General features: G+C 75.0%; 19 protein-coding genes. 5 read left to right on the top strand and 14 right to left on the bottom strand.

Annotation, left to right across the window (positions count from 1 at the left end; translation table 11 throughout):
* Positions 1-61: 61 nt before the first annotated feature.
* Positions 62-1498, bottom strand: a complete 1437-nt coding sequence (locus tag ETD96_RS15565; RefSeq protein WP_138637062.1) for an MFS transporter — start codon at positions 1496-1498, stop codon at positions 62-64.
* A 109-nt stretch (positions 1499-1607) separates the two neighbouring features.
* Here ETD96_RS15565 and ETD96_RS15560 point away from each other — a divergent pair, with 109 nt between their 5' ends.
* Positions 1608-2510, top strand: coding sequence for a helix-turn-helix transcriptional regulator (locus ETD96_RS15560; RefSeq protein WP_138637061.1), 903 nt, complete (start codon positions 1608-1610; stop codon positions 2508-2510).
* A gap of 26 nt (positions 2511-2536) precedes the next feature.
* Here the strand turns inward: ETD96_RS15560 and ETD96_RS45895 are convergent, their stop codons facing one another.
* The 4 genes from ETD96_RS45895 to ETD96_RS15540 all read right to left on the bottom strand — a co-directional run bounded on the left by ETD96_RS45895 (position 2537) and on the right by ETD96_RS15540 (position 6000).
* Positions 2537-2881, bottom strand: a complete 345-nt coding sequence (locus ETD96_RS45895; RefSeq protein ID WP_205719281.1) for a DUF6343 family protein — start codon at positions 2879-2881, stop codon at positions 2537-2539.
* Positions 2882-2885: 4 nt separating this feature from the next.
* On the bottom strand, positions 2886-3338 hold the full coding sequence (locus ETD96_RS15550) for a YbhB/YbcL family Raf kinase inhibitor-like protein (protein WP_138637060.1): 453 nt from the start codon (positions 3336-3338) through the stop codon (positions 2886-2888).
* 74 nt (positions 3339-3412) lie between these two features.
* Complete coding sequence (gene mgrA / locus ETD96_RS15545; protein ID WP_138637059.1) at positions 3413-4438, bottom strand: L-glyceraldehyde 3-phosphate reductase; 1026 nt, start codon at positions 4436-4438, stop codon at positions 3413-3415.
* 8 nt (positions 4439-4446) lie between these two features.
* Positions 4447-6000 (bottom strand): AMP-binding protein, encoded by a 1554-nt coding sequence (locus ETD96_RS15540; RefSeq protein WP_138637058.1) that lies wholly within the window; start codon positions 5998-6000, stop codon positions 4447-4449.
* Positions 6001-6153: 153 nt separating this feature from the next.
* On the opposite strand from ETD96_RS15540, the gene paaZ reads away from it, so the two are divergent.
* Both paaZ and ETD96_RS15530 read left to right on the top strand, forming a co-directional pair.
* Positions 6154-8211: a phenylacetic acid degradation bifunctional protein PaaZ gene (gene paaZ / locus ETD96_RS15535; RefSeq protein WP_171069041.1), complete on the top strand. Its 2058-nt coding sequence runs from the start codon at positions 6154-6156 to the stop codon at positions 8209-8211.
* A 144-nt stretch (positions 8212-8355) separates the two neighbouring features.
* The gene (locus ETD96_RS15530) at positions 8356-9282 is read left to right on the top strand and encodes a LysR family transcriptional regulator (RefSeq protein WP_138637057.1); all 927 of its coding nucleotides are present in this window, start codon (positions 8356-8358) and stop codon (positions 9280-9282) included.
* On the opposite strand, the gene ETD96_RS15525 is transcribed toward ETD96_RS15530, so the two are convergent.
* Genes ETD96_RS15525 through ETD96_RS15515 form a run of 3 tightly spaced genes read right to left on the bottom strand, consistent with a single transcriptional unit; the run spans position 9260 to position 13091 of the window.
* Entirely contained in the window at positions 9260-10405 is a 1146-nt protein-coding gene (locus ETD96_RS15525; protein ID WP_138637056.1) for a Glu/Leu/Phe/Val family dehydrogenase, read from the bottom strand. The genes ETD96_RS15530 and ETD96_RS15525 overlap by 23 nt on opposite strands.
* A complete protein-coding gene (locus tag ETD96_RS15520; protein WP_138637055.1) occupies positions 10398-11543 on the bottom strand; it encodes an NAD(P)/FAD-dependent oxidoreductase in 1146 nt (381 codons plus the stop codon). The genes ETD96_RS15525 and ETD96_RS15520 overlap by 8 nt, the downstream gene beginning before the upstream one ends.
* Before the next feature lie 9 nt (positions 11544-11552).
* Positions 11553-13091: an aldehyde dehydrogenase family protein gene (locus ETD96_RS15515; RefSeq protein WP_138637054.1), complete on the bottom strand. Its 1539-nt coding sequence runs from the start codon at positions 13089-13091 to the stop codon at positions 11553-11555.
* A gap of 186 nt (positions 13092-13277) precedes the next feature.
* Between ETD96_RS15515 and ETD96_RS15510 the strand changes: the two genes are divergently transcribed.
* Positions 13278-15404, top strand: coding sequence for a thiamine pyrophosphate-dependent enzyme (locus ETD96_RS15510; RefSeq protein WP_138637053.1), 2127 nt, complete (start codon positions 13278-13280; stop codon positions 15402-15404).
* Here the strand turns inward: ETD96_RS15510 and ETD96_RS15505 are convergent.
* Genes ETD96_RS15505 through ETD96_RS15490 form a run of 4 tightly spaced genes read right to left on the bottom strand, consistent with a single transcriptional unit; the run spans position 15388 to position 20018 of the window.
* Positions 15388-16122 carry an ABC transporter ATP-binding protein gene (locus tag ETD96_RS15505; protein ID WP_138637052.1) on the bottom strand — a complete coding sequence of 245 codons (735 nt, stop codon included), beginning with the start codon at positions 16120-16122 and terminating at the stop codon, positions 15388-15390. The two genes, ETD96_RS15510 and ETD96_RS15505, sit on opposite strands and share 17 nt — an antisense overlap.
* Positions 16119-17906, bottom strand: a complete 1788-nt coding sequence (locus ETD96_RS48390; protein ID WP_138637051.1) for a branched-chain amino acid ABC transporter ATP-binding protein/permease — start codon at positions 17904-17906, stop codon at positions 16119-16121. The genes ETD96_RS15505 and ETD96_RS48390 overlap by 4 nt, the downstream gene beginning before the upstream one ends.
* Positions 17903-18802, bottom strand: a complete 900-nt coding sequence (locus ETD96_RS15495) for a branched-chain amino acid ABC transporter permease (RefSeq protein ID WP_138637050.1) — start codon at positions 18800-18802, stop codon at positions 17903-17905. Before ETD96_RS15495 ends, ETD96_RS48390 begins: the two co-directional genes overlap by 4 nt.
* Positions 18803-18815: 13 nt before the next feature.
* Positions 18816-20018 carry a branched-chain amino acid ABC transporter substrate-binding protein gene (locus ETD96_RS15490; protein ID WP_138637049.1) on the bottom strand — a complete coding sequence of 401 codons (1203 nt, stop codon included), beginning with the start codon at positions 20016-20018 and terminating at the stop codon, positions 18816-18818.
* Positions 20019-20178: 160 nt separating this feature from the next.
* On the opposite strand from ETD96_RS15490, the gene ETD96_RS15485 reads away from it, so the two are divergent.
* Positions 20179-21156, top strand: coding sequence for an ornithine cyclodeaminase family protein (locus tag ETD96_RS15485; protein ID WP_138637048.1), 978 nt, complete (start codon positions 20179-20181; stop codon positions 21154-21156).
* Positions 21157-21163: 7 nt separating this feature from the next.
* Here the strand turns inward: ETD96_RS15485 and ETD96_RS15480 are convergent, their stop codons facing one another.
* Both ETD96_RS15480 and ETD96_RS15475 read right to left on the bottom strand, forming a co-directional pair.
* Positions 21164-22543: an NADP-dependent succinic semialdehyde dehydrogenase gene (locus tag ETD96_RS15480; RefSeq protein WP_138637047.1), complete on the bottom strand. Its 1380-nt coding sequence runs from the start codon at positions 22541-22543 to the stop codon at positions 21164-21166.
* Between the two features lie 70 nt (positions 22544-22613).
* Positions 22614-23411: lactonase family protein (locus ETD96_RS15475; RefSeq protein WP_138637046.1), on the bottom strand; the 798-nt coding region annotated here is incomplete at its 5' end.

The following is a 23411-nucleotide window of genomic DNA, read 5'->3' as shown; positions in this document are numbered from 1 at the left end:
CGCCCCGTGCCGCCCGCCGTCGAGGCCGCCCGGGCGCGGCTCGCCGGGTACTGAGCGGCGGTCAGGCGCGCGCGGCGGCCCGGGCGCGGGCCAGCGACAGCGCGCACACGGCGCCCGCGAGGGTCGCGGCGGCGAGCGCCCACCCGGTGCCGTACTCGGCGTGCCGGGTGGAGCCGCTCGACTCCGCCAGGCCGAGGAACAGCGTGCCGGCCGTGGCGATGCCGATCACCTGCGCCAGCTGCATCAGGGTGAGCAGCAGCCCGCTGGCGTCGGCGGCGTCCTCGGCCGGGACGTGCTGGAGCGCGGTCGTCATGATGATCGGCATCACGCCGAGGCCGAACCCGATGACGACGGTGAGCGCCTCGTAGCCCGCGCCGCCGCCCGCCAGCGGGCCGACGCACAGGTAGCCGGCCGCCGCGACCGCGAACCCGGCCGGGATCACCCGGCGGTGCCAGCGCGCCGGCAGCCGCCGCCAGTTGAGCCCGACGAGCGCGAACGCCGTCACGCACGGGACGAACGCCAGCCCCGACTCCAGCGGCGACATCCGCAGGTCCCCCTGCAGGTGCAGGGTCGTGGTGAACAGGAACGCCGCCCAGCTGCCCGGCCCGAACATGATCGCGACGCAGGCCGGCACGAGCAGCGGCGCGCGCAGCACACGCGCCGGGATCAGCGGCCGGCCCCCGGCCGCGCCCGTGCGGCGCTCGACCGCGACGAACGCGGCCAGCAGCACCGGGCTCGCGGCCAGCGACGCCCAGCCCCACACCGGCCAGCCCAGCTCGTGGCCCATGATCAGCGGGACGACGAACAGCAGCACGGCGGCGGCGAGGGTCACCAGCCCCGGCAGGTCCAGCCGCCCGCGCGTCCCCGCGCCGGACCGCGCCTCGTCGCGGGGCAGCACGCGCGGCCCGGCGAGCAGCAGCGCCACCCCGATCGGCACGTTGACCAGGAAGACGCCCCGCCAGCCGGTGCCGAACAGGTCGGCGCTGACCAGCAGGCCCCCGGCCGCCTGCCCGACCACGACGCCGCCCGCGATCACGGCGGAGTAGTAGCCGAGCGCGCGGGCCCGCGCGGCGCCGCTGAAGTTCCGCTGGATCATCGACATCACCTGCGGCGTCAGCAGCGCGGCGGTGGCGCCCTGCAGGAACCGGAACGCCACGAGCCACCCGGTGGACGGCGCCAGCCCGCACGCCAGCGACGCGGCCGTGAACCCGGCGAGGCCGAGCTGGAACATGCGGCGGTGGCCGCCGAGCGCGCCGAGCCGCGCCCCGGTGATGAGGAGGACGGCGTAGGAGACGATGAACCCGGCGACGACGAGCTGCAGCCCCGCCCCGGAGGCGTGCAGCTCCGTGCGCATCGTCGGGAGCGCGACGTTGACGATGCTCGCGTCGAGGATGCCCATGAACTGGCCGAGCAGGATGACGGCGAGCAGCGCGCCGCCGGATCCGGTCCGCGACCCCCGTTCGGGAACAACTCCCCGCAGATCGGTTGTCTGTGTCATGTGTGCAAGCGTGGGCCCGTGCCGGTACCGGTAACGAGAGCCTGCCGATACTGGTACTGACAGCACCTGGAACGGGCCGCGCGCCGGAGGCAGTCTGGGGGACGTGACGATGACGAGCACGGAGACGACGGCCCGCGGGCCCGCCGCCCCCGCACGCGGCCGGGCGCGGCCCCGCCGCCGCACCGAGCTGGCGGCGTTCCTGCGCAGCCGGCGGGCGCGGATCACGCCGGAGGACGTGGGCATGCCGCCCGGCCCCCGGCGCCGCACCCCCGGCCTGCGCCGCGAGGAGGTCGCGCAGCTCGCCGGGGTCGGCGTGACCTGGTACACGTGGCTGGAGCAGGGCCGCCCCATCAACGCGAGCACACAGGTGCTGGACGCGGTGGCCCGCACGCTGCGCCTCGACGGCGCCGAGCGCGAGCACCTGTACCGGCTCGCCGACGTCCCCGAGGCCGGGGCGGAGGAGGACGCCGACGCCCTGCCCGAGGACGTCCAGGCGATCCTGGACGCCCTGTCGCCCATGCCCGCCTCGGTCGCCAACGGCCGCTGCGACATCCTCGCCTGGAACGACGCCTACGCGGCGATCTTCCCGGCCGTCGTGACCGCGCGGCCGTGCGAGCGGAACACGATGTGGCTGTCGTTCACGCTGCCGCCGTGCTGCAACCCGGTCGCGAACGTGGCGGAGACGGCGCCCGGGCTCGTCGCGACGTTCCGGCACCGCTACAGCCGCCACCTCGACGAGCCCGGCTGGAAGGAGCTGGTCCGGCGGCTGCAGGGGGTCAGCCCGGAGTTCGCGCGGCTGTGGGCCTCCCACGACGTCGCCCTGGCGCACTCGGCCCTGAAGGTGTTCCGGCACCGCGCCGTCGCCGGGGAGATCAGGACCCGCACCACCGCCATGGAGCTCAGCGCCGCGCCCGGTGCGCGGCTGGTCGCCTACACGCCGACCGACGAGGAGAGCCGGGAGCGGATCGGCTGGCTGCTCGCCCACCCGGAGGCCGCCGAGCACGGGCACTGACCGCGCCGGAGCGGGCCGGGCGCCGGTCAGGACCGGGCGCGCCGGGCGATCACCACGAGGTCGATCGCGGCGATGACGGCGACGGCCGCGCAGATCCCGGCGGCGGCCCAGTCCCCGTCGCCGTCGGCCTGCGCCCCGAGCGCGAACAGGATCGCGGCGGCGACCGCGACGACCAGCGCGATGCCGGACAGGATCGCCCGCAGCCGCAGCGGGCTGCGCGCGTTCAGCGGCTCGCTGCCGCGCGGCTGCTCGTGCGGGTAGGGCCCGTGCGACCCGGGCCCGCGCCATTCGGGGCCGTACGGCTCGTACTCGTCCCGGCCGGGCTCCTCCTCGGGCTCCTCACCGGGGTCCCGCCGATCGGGGGTGCCCACGGCGTCACCGCACGAACGTGCCGACGAGCGTCCCCGCCGCCACGACCTTCTCCTGCAGGGCGTCCCGCAGGTCCTCCGCGGTGAACCCCGCGCGGAGCCCGGACGGCTCCGACAGCCCGTAGAGCCGGAAGAAGTACCGGTGCGGGTCGTCGCCGGCCGGCGGCTTCGGCCCGCCGTACCCGGCGGTGCCGTAGTCGTTGCGGCCGGCGACGGCTCCGGTGGGCCGCTCCCCGGCCTCCAGGCCGGTCGTCACCGGGTCGATCCCGGCGAGCAGCCAGTGCGCGAACGTGCCGGCGGGCGCGTCCGGGTCCTCGCAGGCGAGCGCGAGCTCCACGACCTCCTCGGGCGGCTCCGACCACTCCAGCGGGGGCGAGACGTCCCCCCTGTCGTGCGAGTACTCCGACGGCATGAGCGTGTGGTCGTTGAACGCGGTGCTCCGCAGCATCATCTCTTCCATGGGCTGGTCGTGCCCGGTCCGGGCGCGTCGATGCGCCCGGACCGTGATCGCCGGCCCTGCCCAGTGGGTGCCGCTCAGTGGGCGCTGGACTGCGCCCAGATGTTGATGCCCGCCTCGACGGCGTCCCGGTCGATCGCGGCCAGCTCGTCCGCGGTGAAGTCGAGCCGGTCCAGCGCGGCGAGGTTCTCCTCCAGCTGCCGGACGCTGCTCGCGCCGATCAGCGCGGAGGTGACCCGCCCGTCCCGCAGCGACCAGGCCAGCGCCAGCTGGGCGAGGGACTGCCCGCGGCCCTGCGCGATCTCGTTCAGCGTCCGGACGTGCCGCAGGTTCTCCTCGGTGAGCAGCCCGGCGTCGAACGAGGTGCCGCGACTGGCCCGCGACCCCTCCGGGATCCCGTCGAGGTACTTGTCGGTCAGCATGCCCTGCGCGAGCGGCGAGAACGCGATGCAGCCGACGCCCTCGCGGCCGAGCGTGTCGAGCAGCCCGCCCTCGATCCAGCGGTTGAGCATCGAGTAGGACGGCTGGTGGATCAGCAGCGGCGTGCCCATCTCCCGCAGGATCGCGGCGGCCTCGGCCGTGCGCTCGGGGGAGTAGGACGAGATGCCCGCGTACAGCGCCTTCCCGGACCGGACGGCCCGGTCCAGCGCCCCCATCGTCTCCTCCAGCGGCGTCTCCGGGTCGAACCGGTGGCTGTAGAAGATGTCCACGTAGTCGACGCCCATCCGGCGCAGCGACTGGTCGAGGCTCGCGAGCAGGTACTTGCGCGACCCCCACTCGCCGTAGGGGCCGGGCCACATGTCGTAGCCGGCCTTCGTCGAGATGATGATCTCGTCCCGGTACGGCGCGAGGTCCTCGCGCAGGATCCGGCCGAAGTTGGTCTCGGCGGACCCGTACGGCGGCCCGTAGTTGTTCGCCAGGTCGAAGTGCGTCACGCCGAGGTCGAAGGCGCGCCGCAGGATGGCCCGCTGGACGTCCAGGGGGCGGTCGTCGCCGAAGTTGTGCCACAGCCCCAGCGAGATGGCGGGGAGCCGCAGACCGCTGCGCCCGCACCGCCGGTAGGGAATCCGCTCGTATCGTCCGCCGTCGGCCGTATAAGTCATGGTGACGATTATCCCAGGGCCCGCTTGACGACCTTGCCCGCCGGGTTGCGGGGGAGGGCGTCCAGGAACACCACCTCGCGCGGGACCTTGTGGCGGGCGAGGTTCGCGGCGACGTGGGCCCTGAGGTCGTCCTCGGTGAGGCCGCGGGCCACCACGTAGGCGCGCAGCCGCTGCCCGAACTCGGCGTCGGGGACGCCGACGACCGCGGCCTCGTCGACGCCGGGGTGCGCGGCGAGCAGGTCCTCGACCTCGCCCGGGTGGACGTTCTCGCCGCCCGACACGATCATGTCGTCGGCGCGGCCGTCGACGTGCAGCCGGCCGGCGGCGTCGAGGTGCCCGAGGTCGCCGACGGCCATCAGCCCGCCGACCTCCTCCTTGCCGCCGCCTCCGGTGTAGCCGCCGAACCGGGCGGGGGTGTCGACGAAGATCCGGCCGACGGCGCCCGGCGGGACGGGCCGGCCGTCGGCGCCGAGGACCGCGACCCGCGTGCCGGCGGGCGGGCGCCCGACGCAGCCGGGCGCGGCGGCCAGGTCGTCGGGGGTGGCGATCGTGATGCAGGACGCCTCGGTGGAGCCGTAGAAGTTGTAGAGGGACGGCCCGAACGCGGCGAGGACGCGGCCGCCGAGCCCGGCGTCCAGCCGCGCCCCGCCCGTCATGATCACCTTGAGCCGGGACAGGTCGCGGGTCTGCAGGCCGGGCACGGCCAGGAGGCGGCTGAGCATCACCGGCACGGCGACGAACGAGGTGCAGCCGTGCTCCTCCAGGTCGTCCAGCACCTGCTCGGCGTCGAAGCGGCGGCGCAGCACCAGCGTGGACCCGAGCCCCAGCGCGAGGAGGGCCGAGGTGAGGCCGAGCCCGTGGAACAGGGGCGGGCCGACGAACATCGACTCCCCGGCGCGGAACGGCACCTTCGACAGGATCCCGCCGGGCAGCGCCAGCGACCGCGGCTGGGCGCGCGGGGCGCCCTTGGGCCGGCCCGACGTGCCGCTGGTGAGGATGACCATGGAGCCGTGCCGGGACGGGGCGGGCGGCGGCGTCCCGTCCGCGCCGCCGATGAGGTCCTCCATGGCGGACTCGCTGAAGCACGGCAGGTCCAGGCCGTCCACGAGCGGGGCGAACTCGTCGTCGTGCAGCAGGACCGTGACGCCCTCGCGCGCCATCGCGTCGCGGAGCTGCGGGGCGGCGAAGTCGGTGTTGAGGAACAGGACGGACGCGCCCGTCTTCGCCGCGCCCGACATCGCCTCCAGCAGGCCGCGGTGGTTGCGGCACAGGACGCCGACGGTGCTCCCCGGGCCGGTGCCGCGCGCGAGCAGGGCGTTCGCGAGGGCGTTGCAGCGGTGCTCCAGCTCGCCGAAGGTGAGGCTCCCGCGGTCGTCGACCAGCCCGGTCCGGCCGGGGAAGCGGTGCGCGGGCACCGCCGTGGCGGCGCCGAGCGGCCCGTAGGCGCGCATGGCGCGCGCCGTCGCGGCGAGGGCGCGCGGCGGCATCGGGCCGATCATCCCGGCGCGGGCGGCGGCCCGCAGCGCGGTCAGCTCGGCGGTGATCCGGGTGTGCGGCGGCATGCGGGGCAGCGTAGTGAACCGGGGAACAGATCCACAAGAATTGTCCCTCTGATTCACCTCACAACGCCCACGAGTACACAAACGGAACGGCTCTCGGCTGTCATCTCTGCGACGCGTGAACGAGGCTCGTAGGTGGCAAGAAGACTCAGAGATATGGACGAGGAGGTCCCGGTGGTCGTGCTGCGCAGTTATGTGTCGGGTTCATGGCGTGCTCCGGAGGACGGGGGGGCGCCGCTGCACGACGCCGTCACGGGGGAGGAGGTCGCCCGGATCTCGTCGGCGGGCGTCGACATGGGCGCCGCGCTGGAGTACGGGCGGGCGGTCGGCGGCCCGGTGCTGCGGGAGCTGACGTTCCACCAGCGCGCCGCCCTGCTGAAGGCGCTGGCGTCCCATCTTCGCGAGCACCGCGAGGAGCTGTACGGGTTGTCGGCCCGGACGGGCGCCACCTTGAACGACGCGAGGTTCGACGTGGACGGCGGCATCGGCGTCCTGTTCGCCTACGCCAGCCGGGGCAAGCGCGAGCTGCCGAACGACAAGGTGCTGATCGAGGGCGACGTCGAACCGCTCGGCAAGGGCGGCACGTTCGTCGGCCAGCACCTGTGCACCCCGTCGCGCGGCGTCGCGGTGCAGATCAACGCCTTCAACTTCCCGGTGTGGGGGCCGCTGGAGAAGCTCGCGCCCGCGTTCCTCGCCGGGGTGCCGAGCCTGGTCAAGCCGGCGAGCCAGACCGCCTACCTGACCGCCCGGCTGATCGAGCTGGTCGTGGAGTCCGGCATCCTGCCGGAGGGCGCGGTGCAGCTGGTCTGCGGCGCCCCGCGCGACCTCCTCGACCACCTCACCGAGCAGGACCTCGTCGCGTTCACCGGATCGGCGGCCACCGCGCGGCTGCTGCGCACCCACCCCGCGATCGTCGGCGACTCGGTGCGGTTCACCGCCGAGGCCGACTCGCTGAACTGCTCGATCCTCGGACCGGACGCGGCGCCCGGCACCCGGGAGTTCGACCTGTTCGCCGACCAGCTCGTCACCGAGATGACGGTGAAGGCGGGCCAGAAGTGCACGGCCATCCGGCGCGCGCTCGTCCCCGCCGCGCTCATCGACGACGTGGCCGAGGCCGTCCGCGACCGGCTCGCGAAGGTCACGGTCGGGAACCCGGCCGACCCGGACGTCCGGATGGGCGCCCTCGCCACCCTCGACCAGCGCGAGGAGGTGCGGCGGTCCCTGAAGGCCCTCATGGACGCCGGCCGCACCGTCTTCGGCGACCCGGAGCACGTCGACGTCGTCGGCGCCGACGCCGAGCGCGGCGCGTTCCTGTCCCCGGTGCTGCTGCGCGCCGACGACACCGGCCGCGCCGAGCCGCACGAGGTGGAGGCGTTCGGGCCGGTCAGCACCCTGCTGCCGTACGAGGGCGCCGAGGCGGCGGTCGAGCTGGCGGCGCGCGGCCGCGGCAGCCTCGCCGGGTCGGTGGTCACCGCCGACGCGGAGTTCGCCCGGGACGTCGTCCTCGGCCTCGCGCCCTGGCACGGGCGGCTGCTCGTGCTGAACGCCGAGGACGCGAAGGAGTCCACCGGGCACGGGTCGCCGCTGCCGCCGCTCGTCCACGGCGGCCCCGGCCGCGCCGGCGGCGGCGAGGAGCTGGGCGGGATCCGCGGGGTCGTGCACCACATGCGGCGCACCGCGCTCCAGTCCGGCCCGGCGATGCTCACCTCGATCACCGGGCGCTGGGTCCCCGGCACCGACCGCACCGTCACCGACGAGCACCCGTTCCGCAAGTACCTGGAGGACCTGCGCGTCGGCGACACCGCCGTCGGCGGCCCCCGCACCGTCACCCTCGACGACGTCGAGCACTTCGCCGAGTTCACCGGCGACACCTTCTACGCCCACACCGACGAGGAGGCCGCGAAGGCCAACCCGTTCTTCGGCGGCCGGGTCGCGCACGGGTACCTCGTCGTGTCGTTCGCGGCCGGGCTGTTCGTGGAGCCGGCGCCGGGCCCCGTCCTCGCCAACTACGGCCTGGAGCGGCTGCGCTTCCTCACCCCCGTCAAGCCGGGCGACGAGCTGACCGTCACCCTCACCGCCAAGCAGATCAGCCCGCGCGAGGGCGCCGAGTACGGCGAGGTCCGCTGGGACACCGACGTCACCAACCAGGAGGGCGCCTCGGTCGCCAAGTACGACGTGCTCACGCTGGTGGCCAAGAGGCCCAAACACGACTGACCGGCGCCTGGAACGGAGCGCCGGCGGAGCGGAAGGCGGCGGTCGGTCACCATCGGGGGTCTGGGGGCCGCCCCCCAGGGGGATAACACGGTCGGGAGGAGTCGGCGGGGGCGACGCTCACACGGAGTTGAACGGGGTGCGCCCATGATCAGTCCCCTGCACATCCAGACGGTGCGCGAGGTCGTCCGCACCGGGTCCTTCGCGGACGCCGCCCGCAACCTCGGCTACACCGCGTCCGCCGTGTCCCAGCAGGTCGCCGCGCTGGAGCGGGCCTGCGGCCTGGTGCTGTTCGAGCGCCGGGCCCGCAGCGTCCGGCCGACCAGCGCGGCGTTCCTGCTGGTCAGCAAGGGCAACGACGTGCTGTCGGCGCTCGCCACGCTGGAGCGGGAGCTGCGCACCGTCGCCAGCGGCGAGCGCGGCGCGCTGCAGCTCGGCAGCTTCCCGACCGCCAGCGCCCGCATCCTGCCGCGGGTGCTGGCGGAGCTGTCCCGGGTCCGGCCCGGCATCGAGATCACCCTGTCGGAGGGCGAACCGGACGAGCTGCTGCCCGAACTGCTCGACGGCGACCTCGACCTCCAGCTCGTCTACCGGTACGACCTGCTCCCGCGCACCTGGCCCGACCAGGTCGTGGAGACCCCGGTGATGGACGAGAACCTCGTGCTGTGCATGCCCGGCGACCACCCCCTCGCCGGCGGCCGGACCGTCCGGCTCCGGGACCTGCGGTCGGAGACGTGGATCGCGAGCCGGCCGGACAGCTTCGGCGCGCGGGCGCTGCTGCGGCTGTGCGGCACCGCCGGGTTCACCCCCAACATCGCCTTCCGCAGCAACGACTACGCGGTGGTCTGCGGACTCGTCGGCTGCGGCCTCGGCATCGCGCTCGTCCCGGCGCTCGGCTGCGTGCCCGCGCCGGGGCTGCGGATGCTGCGGCTCAGCCGCCGCGCCCCGCGCCGGCACGTGACGGTGCTGCGCCGCTCCAGCAACACCAACCCGCTGGTCAAGGACGCCATGCGCGGCCTCACCGAGGTCGCCCGCTCCGTCGAGGCGGAGATCAGCGGGGCCACCGGCCCTTGAGCTCCATCGCGGCCCGGACCCGCTCCTGCGCGAGCGCGACCGCCGCCTCGTGCGTGGTCGTGCCGTGCGCGTGCGCGGCGGCGAGCACCGTCGCGGTGTTCTCCCGCATCTTCGCCGAGACCGCCGCGAACACCGCGCCGGGGTCGGGGCGGAACGCCGAGTACCGGGCGTCCATCGCGAACCCGGCCGCGACGACGCCGCCCGCGTTCGCCACGAAGTCGGGCACGACGGTGATCCCGCGCGCGGCGAGGACCCGCTGCGCGGCCGGGCCGGTGGGCAGGTTCGCGCCCTCCACCACGATCTTCGCCCGGACGTCCGCGGCGGTGCGCGCGTCGATGACGTCCTGCAGCGCGGCCGGGACGAGGACGTCGGCGGGGAGGCGGAGCTCGGCGCCGACGTCCAGGAGCCGCCCGCCGCCGTACTCCTTCACCGCCGCGTCGCCCGCCTCCGCCCGCAGGGCCAGGAGCCGGCCGACGTCGAGGCCGTCGGGGTCGTGCAGGGCGCCGTGCACCGTCGAGACCGCGACGACGGCCGCGCCCAGCTCGTCCAGCCGCTTGGCCGCCGCGTGCCCCACGGCGCCGAAGCCCTGCACCACGGCGCGGGCGCCGCGCAGCGGCGTCCCGGCGTGCCGGGCGGCGGCGTCGGCGGCCTCCGCGACCCCGAACCCGGTGACGCCGAGCTCGTCGTAGGGCATCCCGCCGAGGGCGTGCGGGGTGCCGACCGCCGCGCCCCGGTCGCCCAGCTCGTCCTGGACGACCGCCGCGTCCCGCTCGGTGAGCCCCATGTCGAGCCCCGCCACGTACCGGCTCGGGATCTCCCGCGCCAGCGCGCGGACGAACGACCGCAGCACCGCCTCCCGGTCGGGCGCCGCCGGGTCGGCCATGATCCCGGCCTTCGCGCCGCCGAAGAACAGGTCGGCGCCCGCCCACTTGTAGGTCATGACGCGCGCCAGCCGCGCCACCTCGGCGACCGTCACCGCCGGGCTCATCCGCATGCCGCCCTTGCCCATCCCGCGGGCGGTGTTGTCGATGACGAGGACGCCCCGCATCCCGGTGCGGGTGTCGGACACGCACACGACGCGTTCGGGGCCCCATTCGTCCATCAGCGCGAGCACGTCAGACACGGTTGGCCTCCGGGCGGAGGGCGTCGCCGGCGAACCGCGCGGCGTGCAGGGGGGAGACGTCGGTGAAGGGCGCGCGGCCGAGGTACAGGTCGCGGACGACCTCGCCGACCGCCGGCCCCTGGAGGAACCCGTGGCCGGAGAAGCCCGTCGCGTACAGGAACCGGGACACGTGCTCGTCCTCGCCGATGAGCGCGTTGTGGTCGGGGGTGACCTCGTAGAGGCCCGCCCAGCCGCCGGTCAGCCCGACGTCGAGGAGCCGGGGCGCGCGGGCGCCGATCGCCGCGGTGAGCCGGGGCAGCCACGCGTCGGAGCGGCCGAGCCGGAACCCCGGCGTCTCCTCCGGGTCCGACATCCCGAGCATCAGCCCCGCGCCCTCGGCGTGGAAGTAGAACGAGGTGGCGAAGTCGATCGTCATCGGCACCGGGCGCGGCAGGCCGGGCATCGGCTCGGTGAACACGATCTGCCGCCGCAGCGGCTCCACCGGCAGCGCGACGCCCGCCATCGCGCCGACCGCCGCCGACCAGGGCCCGGCCGCGCAGACGACCGCGGACGTCGCGATGCGGCCCCGCGACGTCTCGACCGCCGTGACCTCGCCGCCGTCCGCCTCGATGCCGAGGACCTCGCAGTGCGTGCGGATCGCCGCGCCGTACCGCCGCGCGCCGGTGGCGTAGCCGAGCACGACCGACTCGGGCGTGCAGTGCCCGTCGTCGGGGGAGAACGCGGCGGCCAGCAGCCCGTCGGCGCTGATCAGCGGGGACAGCCGGCGGGCCTCCGCGACCGAGATCATGCGGCTGGGCACGCCCAGCTCGTTCTGGAGGGCGACGCCGCGCTCGAACGACGCGACGTCCTCCGGCCGCGACAGCAGGAACAGGTACCCGACCCGGTGCAGGTCGATCTCCTGGCCGGGGCGTTCGCCGAACCGGGCGAACGCCTCCAGGCTGCGCGCGCCGAGCCGGACGTTGACCTCGTCGGAGAACTGCGCCCGCACCCCGCCCGCCGCCTTGCACGTCGAACCGGAGCCCAGCTCGTCCCGCTCCACGAGCACCACACCGCGCAGCCCCGCCTCGGCGAGGTGGAACGCGATGCTCGTGCCCATCACGCCGCCGCCGATGACGACGACCTCCGCTTCGGTCTCCACGCGCCGCCCCTAGAGCCGGAACCCGAGGTCGGGCTCGATCTCCACGACGTCCATCTGCGCCTTCTGCAGCCGTCCCGAGTAGTCCCAGTTCATCGACTGCCAGCGGGTGAACTGGTCCAGCACCCAGGCGCCCGACTGGCGGCTGCCGTTGCCCGAGCGCCCGTTCCCGCCGAACGGCAGGTGCGCCTCCGCGCCGGACGTGGAGTTGTTGACGCTCACCATCCCGGCCGAGATCCGCCGCCGGAACGCGAACACCTTCGCCGGATCGGTCGTGTAGACGGACGCGGACAGGCCGTAGCCGGGCGCGTTGGCCAGCTCGATCGCCTCGTCGAGCGTGCGGTAGGACGCCACGCCGACGATCGGGCCGAAGGTCTCGTTCATGAACAGCTCGTCGCCGGGGCCGACCCCGTCCACCACCACCGGGTGGTAGTACAGGCCGACGGCGGCGTCGCCGGTGAAGCCCGCGCGCGGGTTCGCCGCCGTGATCCGCCCGGTGCCGGTCGAGCCGTGCAGGGTGTGGCTCGGCCCGATCCAGCCGAGGGTCTTCTCGAAACCGTCGGCGAACCGCTCGCTGATCAGCGGGCCGTACAGCACGTCGCCCGCCGGGTCGCCGACGGTCGCGGCCCGCACCGCCGCGTCCAGCAGCCGGACGAACTCGCCGTGCACCGACTCGTGGACGATCGCCGTGCCGAGGGACGTGCACCGCTGCCCCGCCGTCCCGAACCCGGAGAACAGCGCGCCCTCGACGGCGAGCGGGAGGTCCGCGTCCTCGGTGACGACCATCGGGTTCTTGCCGCCGAGCTCCAGGCACGGCGTCTGGAGGTGGCGCCCGCACAGCTCCCCGATCCGCGACCCGACCTCCGTGGAGCCGGTGAAGCCGACCTTGCCGACGAGCCCCTCGCCCAGCGCCCGCTCCAGCCCGGCGAACGTCTCCGGGCCGTCGGCGTACACGACGTTGAGCACGCCGTCCGGGAGCCCGGCGTGCGCGAGCAGCGCGGAGAACGCCTCGGCGCACGCCGCCGCGTACTCCGCGGGCTTCCAAACGACCGTGTTCCCGCAGAGCAGCGCCGGGACGATGTACCAGGACGGCACCGCGACCGGGAAGTTCCCGGCCGTCACGACGGCGACGACGCCGACCGGGTCGCGGAACGTGAACAGCTGCTTGTCCGGCATCTCCGACGGGACGGTCTGCCCGTACAGCCGCCGCCCCTCGCCGAGGAAGAACGCGCAGGTGTCGGCGATCTCCTGGACCTCGCCGAGGGCCTCGGCGTACGGCTTGCCGACCTCGCGGACGACGACGCGGGCCAGCGCCGCCTTGTTGGCCTCGACCAGCCGGCCGAGCGCGGCGACGGCCTGCCCGCGGACGGGCGGCGGCACGTCCCGCCAGGCGTCCTGCGCGGCGCGGGCGGCGCGGCAGGCGCGGACGAGGTCGGCCGCGTCCGCCAGGGACACCTCGGCGACCGTCTCGGACGTGCGGGACGGGTCGGTGGAGCGGTACACGCGCGGGCCCGCCGGGATCCGGGCGCCGCCGATGACGGAGGAGAGCACGGTCCCAGCGTGAACGGGCCGCCGCGCCGCGCCAAGATCGGGCAGAGCGCGGCTTCCTTACCGCGAGGCCAAGCCCGGCTGAGCCTCTCGCCGGGCGGGCGCGGTAAGCGATCCTTGGCCAAGTCCCAACCGGTTCGCGGGCTCGCGGGCCTGGGCTCGCGGGCCGTCCGGGCCGATGCTCGACGCATGCCCGAACCCGCCGACGCGCACTTCCTGGAGGCGGCCGCGTCCCTGGCGCCGTCCGGGGCGCCCGCCGCGCCCGGCCCGCTGAGCGGTGCCCGGTGCCTGGAGCTGTTCGACGCCCAGCTCGGCAGCCGCCACCTGGACCTGGCGGCCCGGTGGCTCCAGGCGCGGGGCAGCGGCTTCTACACGATCGGCTCGTCCGGGCACGAGGGCAACGCCGCCGTCGCCGCCGCGCTGCGCCCCGGCGACCCGGCGCTGCTGCACTACCGGTCCGGTGCGTTCTTCCTGGAGCGGGCACGCCAGGTCCCCGGCCAGACTCCGCTCTGGGACGTGCTCCTCGGCGTGGTCGCCGCCGCCGAGGAGCCCATCGCCAGCGGACGGCACAAGGTGTTCGGCAGCCGCCCGCTGAACGTCATCCCGCAGACGTCCACGATCGCCTCGCACCTCCCGCGCGCGCTCGGCCTGGCGTTCGCGGTCGAACGCGCCGCGCGCCTCGGCCTCGGGACGCCGTGGCCGCGCGACGCCGTCGTCGTGTGCAGCTTCGGGGACGCGTCCGCCAACCACTCCACCGCCGCGGGCGCCGTCAACGCGGCCGTGAACTGCGCGTTCCAGGGGCTGCCGCTGCCGCTCCTCCTCGTCTGCGAGGACAACGGCCTCGGCATCAGCGTCCGCACGGCTCCCGGCTGGATCCACGCCGCCTACGGCTCGCGCCCCGGCCTCGCCTACTTCCACGCCGACGGCTGCGACCTCGCCGACGCCTTCGCCGTCTCCGCCGAGGCCGCCGCGTACGTGCGCGAGCACCGCCGTCCGGCGTTCCTGCACCTGCGCACCGTCCGGCTGATGGGCCACGCCGGCTCCGACGTCGAGTCGTCCTACCGGACGCCCGCCGAACTGGCCGCCGACCTCGACCGCGACCCCCTCCTGGCGACCGCGCGGCTCCTCGTCGACCTGGGAGCGGCGACGCCCGCCGGGATCATCGACCTTTACGAGGCCAAGCGCGCCGAGGTCATGGCCTTGGCGGAGAAGGCCGCCGACGCGCCCCGCCTCTCGTCCGCCGCCGAAGTGATGGCACCGCTCCGAACCGCTGGTCCCTCCCAGAGCGAGCGGCCCCCCGCAGGGGAGCCGGTGACGGTGGCGCAGGCGATCAACCGGACGCTCGCCGCGCTGCTGGATGAGCGGCCGGGCCTGGTCGTCTTCGGCGAGGACGTCGCGCGCAAAGGCGGCGTCTACGGCGTCACGCGCGGGCTCATGAAGCGGGCGGGAGCGGCCCGGGTGTTCGACACGATCCTCGACGAGCAGTCGGTCCTCGGCCTCGCGCTCGGCTTCGGACTCGCCGGGATGCTGCCGGTCCCGGAGATCCAGTACCTCGCGTACCTGCACAACGCCGCCGACCAGCTCCGCGGCGAGGCGGCGACGCTGCCGTTCTTCTCGTCCGGGCGGTACCGCAACCCGATGGTCGTGCGGATCGCCGGCTACGCCTACCAGAAGGGGTTCGGCGGCCACTTCCACAACGACAACGCGGTCGCCGCGCTCCGCGACGTCCCCGGCCTCGTGATCGCCTCGCCCGCCCGGCCCGACGACGCCGCCGGGATGCTGCGCGCCTGCGCGGACGCCGCCGAGCGGGACGGCCGGGTGTGCGCCGTGCTGGAGCCGATCGCGCTCTACCACGTCCGCGACCTGCACGAGGACGGCGACGGCGGCTGGCTCGCCCCCGCCGGCGGGACGGTCCCGCTCGGCCGCGCCCGCACCTACGGGGACGGCCGCGACCTCACCATCGCCACGTTCGCCAACGGCGTCCGGATGAGCCTGAGGGCCGCGCGGCGCCTCGCGGCCCGGGGCGTGGCGTGCCGGGTGCTCGACCTGCGGTGGCTGGCCCCGCTGCCCGTCGCGGACCTGCTCCGCGAGGCGCGCGCCACCGGAGCCGTCCTGGTCGCGGACGAGACGCGCCGCACCGGCGGCGTCTCCGAGGGCGTCCTCGCGGCGCTCGCCGACGCCGGGTTCGAGGGGCGCGCGGCCAGGGTCGCGAGCGAGGACAGCTTCATCCCGCTGGGCGGCGCCGCGGCCCATGTCCTGCTGTCGGAGCAGGCGATCGAGGACGCGGCCGAGGCCCTCGTCAGGTCGGCTCGATGACCGGGTCGCCGCCGAGGTAGGCGGCCTTCACCCGGTCGTCCCGCGCCAGCGTCGAGGCCGGGCCGTCGAGCACGATCCGGCCGGTCTCCAGGACGTAGGCGCGGTCGGCGAGCCGCAGCGTCTGGTGCGCGTTCTGCTCCACGATCAGGATCGTGGTGCCCTGGTCGCGGATGTCCCGGACGACCCGCAGCACCTGCTGCGCCGTCTGCGGCGCCAGCCCCATCGTCGGCTCGTCCAGCGCCAGCAGCCGGGGCCGCAGCATCAGCGCCCGGCCGATCGCGAGCATCTGCTGCTCGCCGCCCGACAGCAGCCCGGCGAGCTGCCCGCGCCGCTCGCCGAGGCGCGGGAACATCGCGTACACCTCCTCGCGGCGGGCCGCGACCGCCGCCCGGTCACGGCGCCGCAGGTAGCCGCCGAGCAGCAGGTTCTCCGCGACGTTCAGCGCCGGGAACACCCGCCGGCCCTCCGGGACGTGCCCGAGCCCGGCCGCGACGATCCGGTGCGCGGCGAGCCTGGTGACGTCCCGCCCGCCGAACTCGACGCGCCCCGACCGGGCCCGGTGCAGGCCCGTGACCGTCCGCAGCGCGGTGGTCTTCCCGGCGCCGTTGCTGCCGAGCAGCGCGACGATCTCGCCCTCGCCGACCTCGAACGAGACGCCCGCCAGCGCCTCCACCGCCCCGTACCGGCTGTGCAGGCCGCTCACCCGCAGGAGCGTCATCGCAGCACCTCCGTGACGAGGTCGGTCTCCGGGTCGTCCGGGACGCCGAGGTAGGCGGCGATGACCCGGGGGTCCGCGCGGATCTCGGCGGGCGGTCCGGCGGCGATGGCCCGGCCGTGCTCCAGCACCGTCACCCGGTCGGAGATCGACATGACCAGCGCGACGTCGTGCTCGATCAGCACCACCGCCGTGCCAAGGGCGCCGATGCGGGCGATCAGCTCCATCAGCGCCCGCTTCTCGGTCGGGTTCGCGCCCGCCGCGGGCTCGTCCAGCAGCAGGACGCGGGGCTCGGCGGCGAGGGCCCGCGCGATCTCCAGCCGGCGCCGGCCGCCGTAGGGGAGCCCGCCCGCCGGGCGGTCGGCGACGTCCAGCAGGCCGGTGAAGTCCAGGCAGCGCCGCACCGCCTCCAGGTCGGCGCGCGACGGCGGGCGCAGCAGGCCGCGGTCGCGGGCGAACCGGCCGATGAGGACGTTCTCCGCGACCGTCATCTCCTCGAACAGCCGGATGCTCTGGAACGTGCGGGCGAGCCCGGCGGCGGCGACCCGGTGCGGGGCCAGGCCCCGCACGCTCCGCCCGGCCAGCACCACGGACCCGGCGGACGGCCGGATCATCCCGGTGATGCAGTTGAACGCCGTCGTCTTGCCCGCGCCGTTCGGGCCGATCACGCTCACCACCTGCCCGGCGTCCGCGCGGAGCGCGAGCCCCTCCACCGCCGTGACGCCGCCGAACGCCCGGGTCAGGCCGTCCACCTCCAGCAGCGTCCCGGCGGCGGACGGCGCCTCCGGCGCCGGGCCCGCCTCCGCCGGGAGCCGGAGCCGGCGCGGCCGGTACGGCCACACGCCCTGCGGGCGCAGGATCACGATCACGATGAGCAGCAGCGCGAAGAACAGCCCCCGGTACTCCTGGACGGTCCGCAGCACCTCCGGCAGCGCGACGATCACGACCGCGCCGACCATGACGCCGGGCCGGCTGCCCATCCCGCCGATGATCACCACGAGCAGGATCATCAGCGAGGTGAGGAACGTGAAGCTGGACGGGTCCACGGTGCCGAGCTGCGCGGCGTTCAGCGGGCCCGCCACGGCCCCGGTCATGGCGCCGAGCACGTAGGCGAGCAGCTTCACCCGCCGGGCCGGGACGCCGACCGCCTCGGCGGCGGTGTCGTCGGCCCGGATCGCCCGCCACGCGAACGCCAGCCGCGTCCGCGCCAGCAGCGCCGTCGCGGCCAGCACCACGGCGAAGAACGCGAGGGCCAGGTGGAAGAAGTCCTGCGGCAGGACGATCTCCCGGCCGCCGACCGCCACCGGCGGGATGCCGGTCAGCCCGTTCGGGCCGCCGGTGACCTCCAGGTTCACCACGGTGATCCGGATGATCTCGCCGAAGCCGAGCGTGACGATCGCGAGGTAGTCGCTGCGCAGCCGCAGCGTCGGATACCCGATCACCACGCCGGCGACCGCGGCGGCGGCGATCGCGGCGGGCAGCGTCAGCCAGAAGTCCCATTCGAGCTTCAGCATCAGCAGCCCGGCCGTGTAGGCGCCGATCGCGAAGAACGCCGCGAACCCGAGGTCGAGCAGCCCCGCGTACCCGACGACGATGTTGATCCCGAGGCCGAGGATCGCGTAGATGAGGATCGTGCCGGCGACGGTCAGCGCGTAGTCGTCCAGGACCTGCCCGGCGGCGAGCGCCAGCACGATCAGCAGCGGCCAGCCGCCGTACCGTGCCCAACCGCCGTGCCGTGCCCAGCCGCCGTGCCGGGCCGCCGCCTCCGCGCCCGCGCGCCGCCTCATGCGCGCTCCACGACGCGCTCGCCGAACAGGCCGGTCGGTCTCAGCGCCAGCACCGCGATGAGCAGGCCGAAGATGATGACGTCCGTCCAGCGGGACGAGACGTACCCGGCGGAGAACGACTGGACGAGCCCGATCGCCACGCCCGCGACCATCGTCCCCGGCAGGTTCCCGATGCCGCCGAGCACGGCGGCGGTGAACGCGCGCAGCCCGATGAGGAACCCCATCCCGAAGCTGATCTGCACGTAGTAGAGCCCGTACATGACGCCCGCCGCGCCGGCGAGCAGCGAGCCGACGAAGAACGTGGCGAGGATCAGCCGCTCGACGTTGACGCCCTGGAGCCGGGCGGCGTCGCGGTCCATCGCGAGGGCGCGCATCGCCGTCCCGGTCACGGTCCGCGTGACGAACATCCACAGCGCCGCCATCAGCACGACCGACAGCACGACGAGGGCGAGTTGGCCGTAGGTGACGCGGACGGCGCCGCTGAGGATCTGCCCGCCGTCCAGCGCGTTCGGGTAGGACTTGAACCGGGCGTGGGTCAGCACCTTGACGCCCTCCTCCAGCGCCAGCGACACCCCGATCGCGGAGATCAGCAGCGCCAGCCGCGGCGACGACAGCAGCGGGACGTAGGCGGCCCTGGCGATCCCGGTGCCGACGACGCCGGTGGTCAGCGCGCCGACCGCGACGGCGGCGAGGACGGCGGGCAGCGCCATCCCGCCGGTCACCCCGAGCGTGGTCAGCGTCCCGAACCCGGCGAACGCGCCGATCATGAACACGTCGCCGTGCGCGAAGTTGATCAGCCGGACCACCCCGTAGATCATCGAGTAGCCGAGCGCGATCAGCGCGAGGAACGCCCCGATCGTCAGCCCGTTCACCAGGTACTGGACGAACTCGCTCATGGCAGGGGTCTCGTCACGAGGTCTTGGCGTCCACCCAGGTGGCGCCGCTCTTGTCGAGCTTCTTGTAGGCGGTGAACGCGCCGTCGTCGACGCGGACGGTGATGTAGAGCGGGTCGGTCCGGTCGCCCTTGTCGTCGAAGGTGATGGGCCCGGTGATGCCGGGGAAGTCCTTGATCTTGTGGAGGGCGGCGGTGATGTCCGCGCCCTTGGTCGACCCGGCGTCGTCGATGGCCTTCGCGACGACCTTGACCGCGTCGTACTCGTACACCGAGAACGGCCCGGGGTCGGCGCCGTTCGCGGCCTTGTAGGCGGACACGAACTTCCCGGCGGCGGGCAGGTCCTTGGCCAGCGGCGCGGTCGTGGCGATGTAGCCGGCGGAGGCCCGGCCCGCCGTCTTCAGGACGGTCGAGTCGGTCGTCGCGTCCCCGCCCATCAGCGTGAACTTCAGCCCGAGCTGCCGGCGCTGCTTCATCAGCAGCCCCGCCTCGGCGAAGTAGCCGGTGAAGTACAGCACGTCCGGCCGCGTCGAGGCGATCTTGGTGAGGACGGGGCTGTAGTCGGACTGGCCGGGCTGCAGCGCGTCCGCGTAGACGACCTGCCCGCCGAGCTGCTTCACCGAGTTCGCCGCCGCGTCCGCGAGGCCCTTGGCGTAGGTGGTGTTGTCGTGCAGCAGCGCGATCCGGCGCGCGCGCAGCTCGCCGGTCATGAACTTCGCGGCGACGGTGCCCTGGTTGTCGTCGCGCCCGCAGGTGCGGAACACCTTGCCCTTGCCGGAGTCGGTGAGGGACGGGTTGGTGGAGGCGTCCATCACGAACGGGACGCTCCGCCGTCCGTAGATCGGGATCGCCGGCACCGCGGCGCCCGAGCAGTACCCGCCGGCGACCGCGACGACCCCGCTGTTCAGCAGCTTCTGCGCGGCCTGCGCGCCCTGCTGGGCGCTGCACTGGTCGTCGGCCTCGACGATCTCGACCGTCCGGCCGTCCACCCCGCCGGCCTTGTTGATCTCGGCCGCGGCGACCTTGGCGGCGGCGAGGATGTCCTGCCCGGCGGAGGCGGAGTCCCCGCTCAGCGGCGCCGGGACGCCGATCTTGATGGGCCCGGACCCGCCCGGATCGTCCGACCCGCACGCCGCGGCGAGCGGGGCCAGCAGCAGGCCGGCGCCGGCGGCGGCGAGCAGGCGGAACCGGCGGCGGTCCCGCGGTGTCAGTGGGGTCATCGGCGCCTCTCCGTCGCTCGCGGTGCGGGATGGTGAAAGCGTGGAACGTCGCGGGACGGCCGTCGAGTCGGCCGAGCATGCGATCTCATGTAGTGATCGATAAGAACCGCTTGCCCTTCCGCCCTCGACAGCGCGGCGGCGGGCTCGCGAAGATCACCCCATGGCCGATGTCCTGCTGCTGTCCGCCGCCGACGTGCGCGCCGTCTTCGACCTCCCGGCGGCGATCGCCTCGCAGCGGGCCGCGTTCGGCGCGCTCGGCCGCAGGGAGGCGCGGCTCGCGCCCCGGCTGCTGCTGGACGGCCCGGACGGCGACGTCGCGTTCTGCTACGTGTCCCGGCTGCCCGGCACCGGCGCCGTCGCCAAGTTCGGCAGCGTGCACCCCGGCAACGCGGCGCGCGGGCTGCCGACCGTCGCCGCGCTCGTGACCGTGCAGGACCCGGTCGACGGCCGGCCCGTCGCGATCATCGAGGGCGAGGCCGTCACGACGCTGCGGACGGCGGCGGCGAGCGCGGTGGCCGCCGACCACCTCGCGGTGCCGGACGCGTCCCGGCTCGCGGTGGCGGGCTGCGGCGTCCAGGGCCGCGCGCACGTCCGCGCGATGGCGGCGGTCCGCCCGATCGCCCGGACGGCCGTGGCGTGCCGCCATCCCGACACCTGCACCGTCGCCGCCGAGCTGGCGGACGAGCTGGGCGCGCCGGTCGAGCGGGCGGCGTCCGTGCGGGAGGCGGTGGAGGGCGCGCAGATCGTCGTCACCGCCACCACCAGCGCCGAGCCGGTCGTGCTCGGCGCGTGGCTCGATCCCGGCTGCACGGTGCTGAGCGTCGGGTCGTTCGCGCCGGACCGGGCGGAGGTCGACGACGCCGTCCTCACCCGCGCCGCGGCCGTCGTCGTGGACGATGTGCCGACCGCGCTCGACCACGCCGGTCCCGTCGTGGCCGCCGTCCGCGCCGGGCACCTCAGCCCGGAGGAGGTGCGGCCGCTCGGGCCCATCGTCGCGGGTCTGGCCCCCGGCCGGGAGGACGCCGCCGGCATCGTCTTCTACAACAGCGTCGGCATCGGCGTGCAGGACACGGCCGCCGCCTCGGTGATCGTCGAACGCGCCCGCGAGGCCGGCGTGGGCCGGCACGTGGAGCTGTGACGCCGAGTCAGCCGACCCAGACCGTCTTGGCGTTGCAGAACGCGCGCAGGCCGTCCGCCGACAGCTCCCGGCCGTAGCCGGACCGCTTCACCCCGCCGAACGGCAGCTCCGGGTACGACGTCGTCTTGCCGTTGACGAACACCTGCCCGGCGTCCAGCTCGCGGACGAACCGCTCCCGCTCGGTGTCGTCGCGGGTCCAGGCGTTCGAGCCGAGCCCGAAGCCCGTCGCGTTCGCGACCTCCACCGCCTCCGACACCCCGCGGACCCGGAACAGCGACGCGACCGGCCCGAAGACCTCCTCGTGGTACATCCGCATCTCGGGCGTCACCCCGCCGATCACGGTCGGTGGGTAGAACCAGCCCGGCCCCTCGGGCCGCCGCCCGCCGCACAGCACCGTCGCGCCCTTCTCCACCGCGTCCGCGACGAGTTCCTCCACGTCGGCGCGGCCCTGCTCGCTGACGAGCGGGCCGACGTCGGTGGAGTCGTCCATCGGGTCGCCGACCCTCTGCGCGCGCATGTGCTCCACGAACAGCCGCTCGAACTCGTCGGCGCAGCCGATGTCGACGATGAACCGCTTCGCCGAGATGCAGCTCTGCCCGTTGTTGAGGCACCGCGACTCCGCCGCCGTGCGCGCCGCGGCCTCGATGTCGGCGGACGGCATCACCACGAACGGGTCGCTGCCGCCGAGCTCCAGCACGCTCGGCTTGACCTCGTCCCCGGCGATCGCGGCGACCGACCGGCCGGCGGGCTCGCTGCCGGTCAGCGTCGCGGCCTTCACCCGCGGGTCGCGCAGCACCCGCTCGACCTTCGCCGAGCCGATCAGCAGCGTCTGGAAAGCGCCCTCGGGAAACCCGGCGCGGCGGAACAGGTCCTCCAGGAACAGCGCCGTCTGCGGGACGTTCGAGGAGTGCTTCAGCAGCCCCACGTTCCCCGCCATCAGGCCCGGCGCCGCGAACCTGATCACCTGCCACAGCGGGAAGTTCCACGGCATGACCGCCAGCACCGGGCCGAGCGGCTGGTAGCGGACGTAGGCGTCGGACGCGCCGACGTCGCCCGGCGCGGCGGGCCGCCGGTCGGCGAGGAACTCCGCCGCGTGCTCCGCGTAGTACCGGCACGCCTTCGCGCACTTCTGCGCCTCCGCCCCGGCCGCCTTCAGCGTCTTGCCCATCTCGGTCGTCAGCATGGCGCCGATCTGCTCGGACTCCCGGTCGAGGATGTCCGCCGCCGCGTTCATCCACTCCGCGCGCCGCTCCGGCGGGGTGCTGCGGTACGAGGCGAAGGTCTCCGCCGCGCGCGCGATGCGGCGGTCGACCTCCGCGTCGGTGAACGCCTCGAAGGTCTTCTCGACCTCGCCCGTCGCCGGGTTGGTCGTCGCGATCGTCGTCATGTCGGGATGCTCCTGGATCGTCCGGTCTATTGACCGGCACGTGCCCGTGGGGCCACCCGGGAAACGCCCGTCAGGCGGGGATCACGCATACGGGCGAGGGGACGGCGAGGGGCGTCCCGGCCGGCGCCGGGACGCCGTCGCCGCCGATGCGGAAGGTCGCGATCGTGCCGCCCCGCTCGTTCGCCACGTGCATCCACTCGCCGTCCACGTGCAGGTCGCGGGGCCAGTGCCCGCCCGACGGGACGTCCGCGACCGGCGCGAGCGCCGCGCCCCCGTCCAGCACCCGGTGCGCCGTCACCACGTCCGTGCCGCGCATGGAGGTGTAGACGTACCGGCCGCCGTCCCCGAGCTTGATCGCCGCGCCCTGGGCCGTGCCGCCCGCCGGACCGGCCGTCGCGGGCGACTCCGCGACCACCTCCAGCCGCGTGTACCCGTCCACCGGCCGCAGCACGAGCACGGCCGCGGCCAGCTCGGTCAGCACGTGCACGTACCCGCCCGGGTGGACGGCCAGGTGCCGCGGCCCGTACCCGGCCGGCAGCGGCGTCTCCCCGGCGAGCCGCAGCGCGCCGCCCTCGATCCGGAACGAGCGGACGAGGTCGGCGCCGAGGTCGGTCGTGAGCACCGTCCCGTCCGGGGCGTGCGCGGACATGTGGGCGTGCGGCCCCTCCTGCCGGTCGGCGCGCGGCCCGGCGCCGTGCCCCTCCGCCACGGCGGCGTCCCCGGCGAACCCGCCGTCGCCCGCCAGCGGGTAGGCCCGGACCGTCCCGGACCCGTAGTCGGCGGCGACCAGGCGACCGCCGTCCGGCGTCACGGACAGGTGGCACGGGAGCGCCCCCGCGGGTCGCCGGCCGATCTCCCGCAGCCGCCC

This window comes from Actinomadura geliboluensis (genome assembly GCF_005889745.1).
Classification (GTDB): domain Bacteria; phylum Actinomycetota; class Actinomycetes; order Streptosporangiales; family Streptosporangiaceae; genus Spirillospora; species Spirillospora geliboluensis.
The sequence above is the reverse complement of the archived record's forward strand: the minus strand, read 5'-3'. Positions and strand labels throughout refer to the sequence as shown.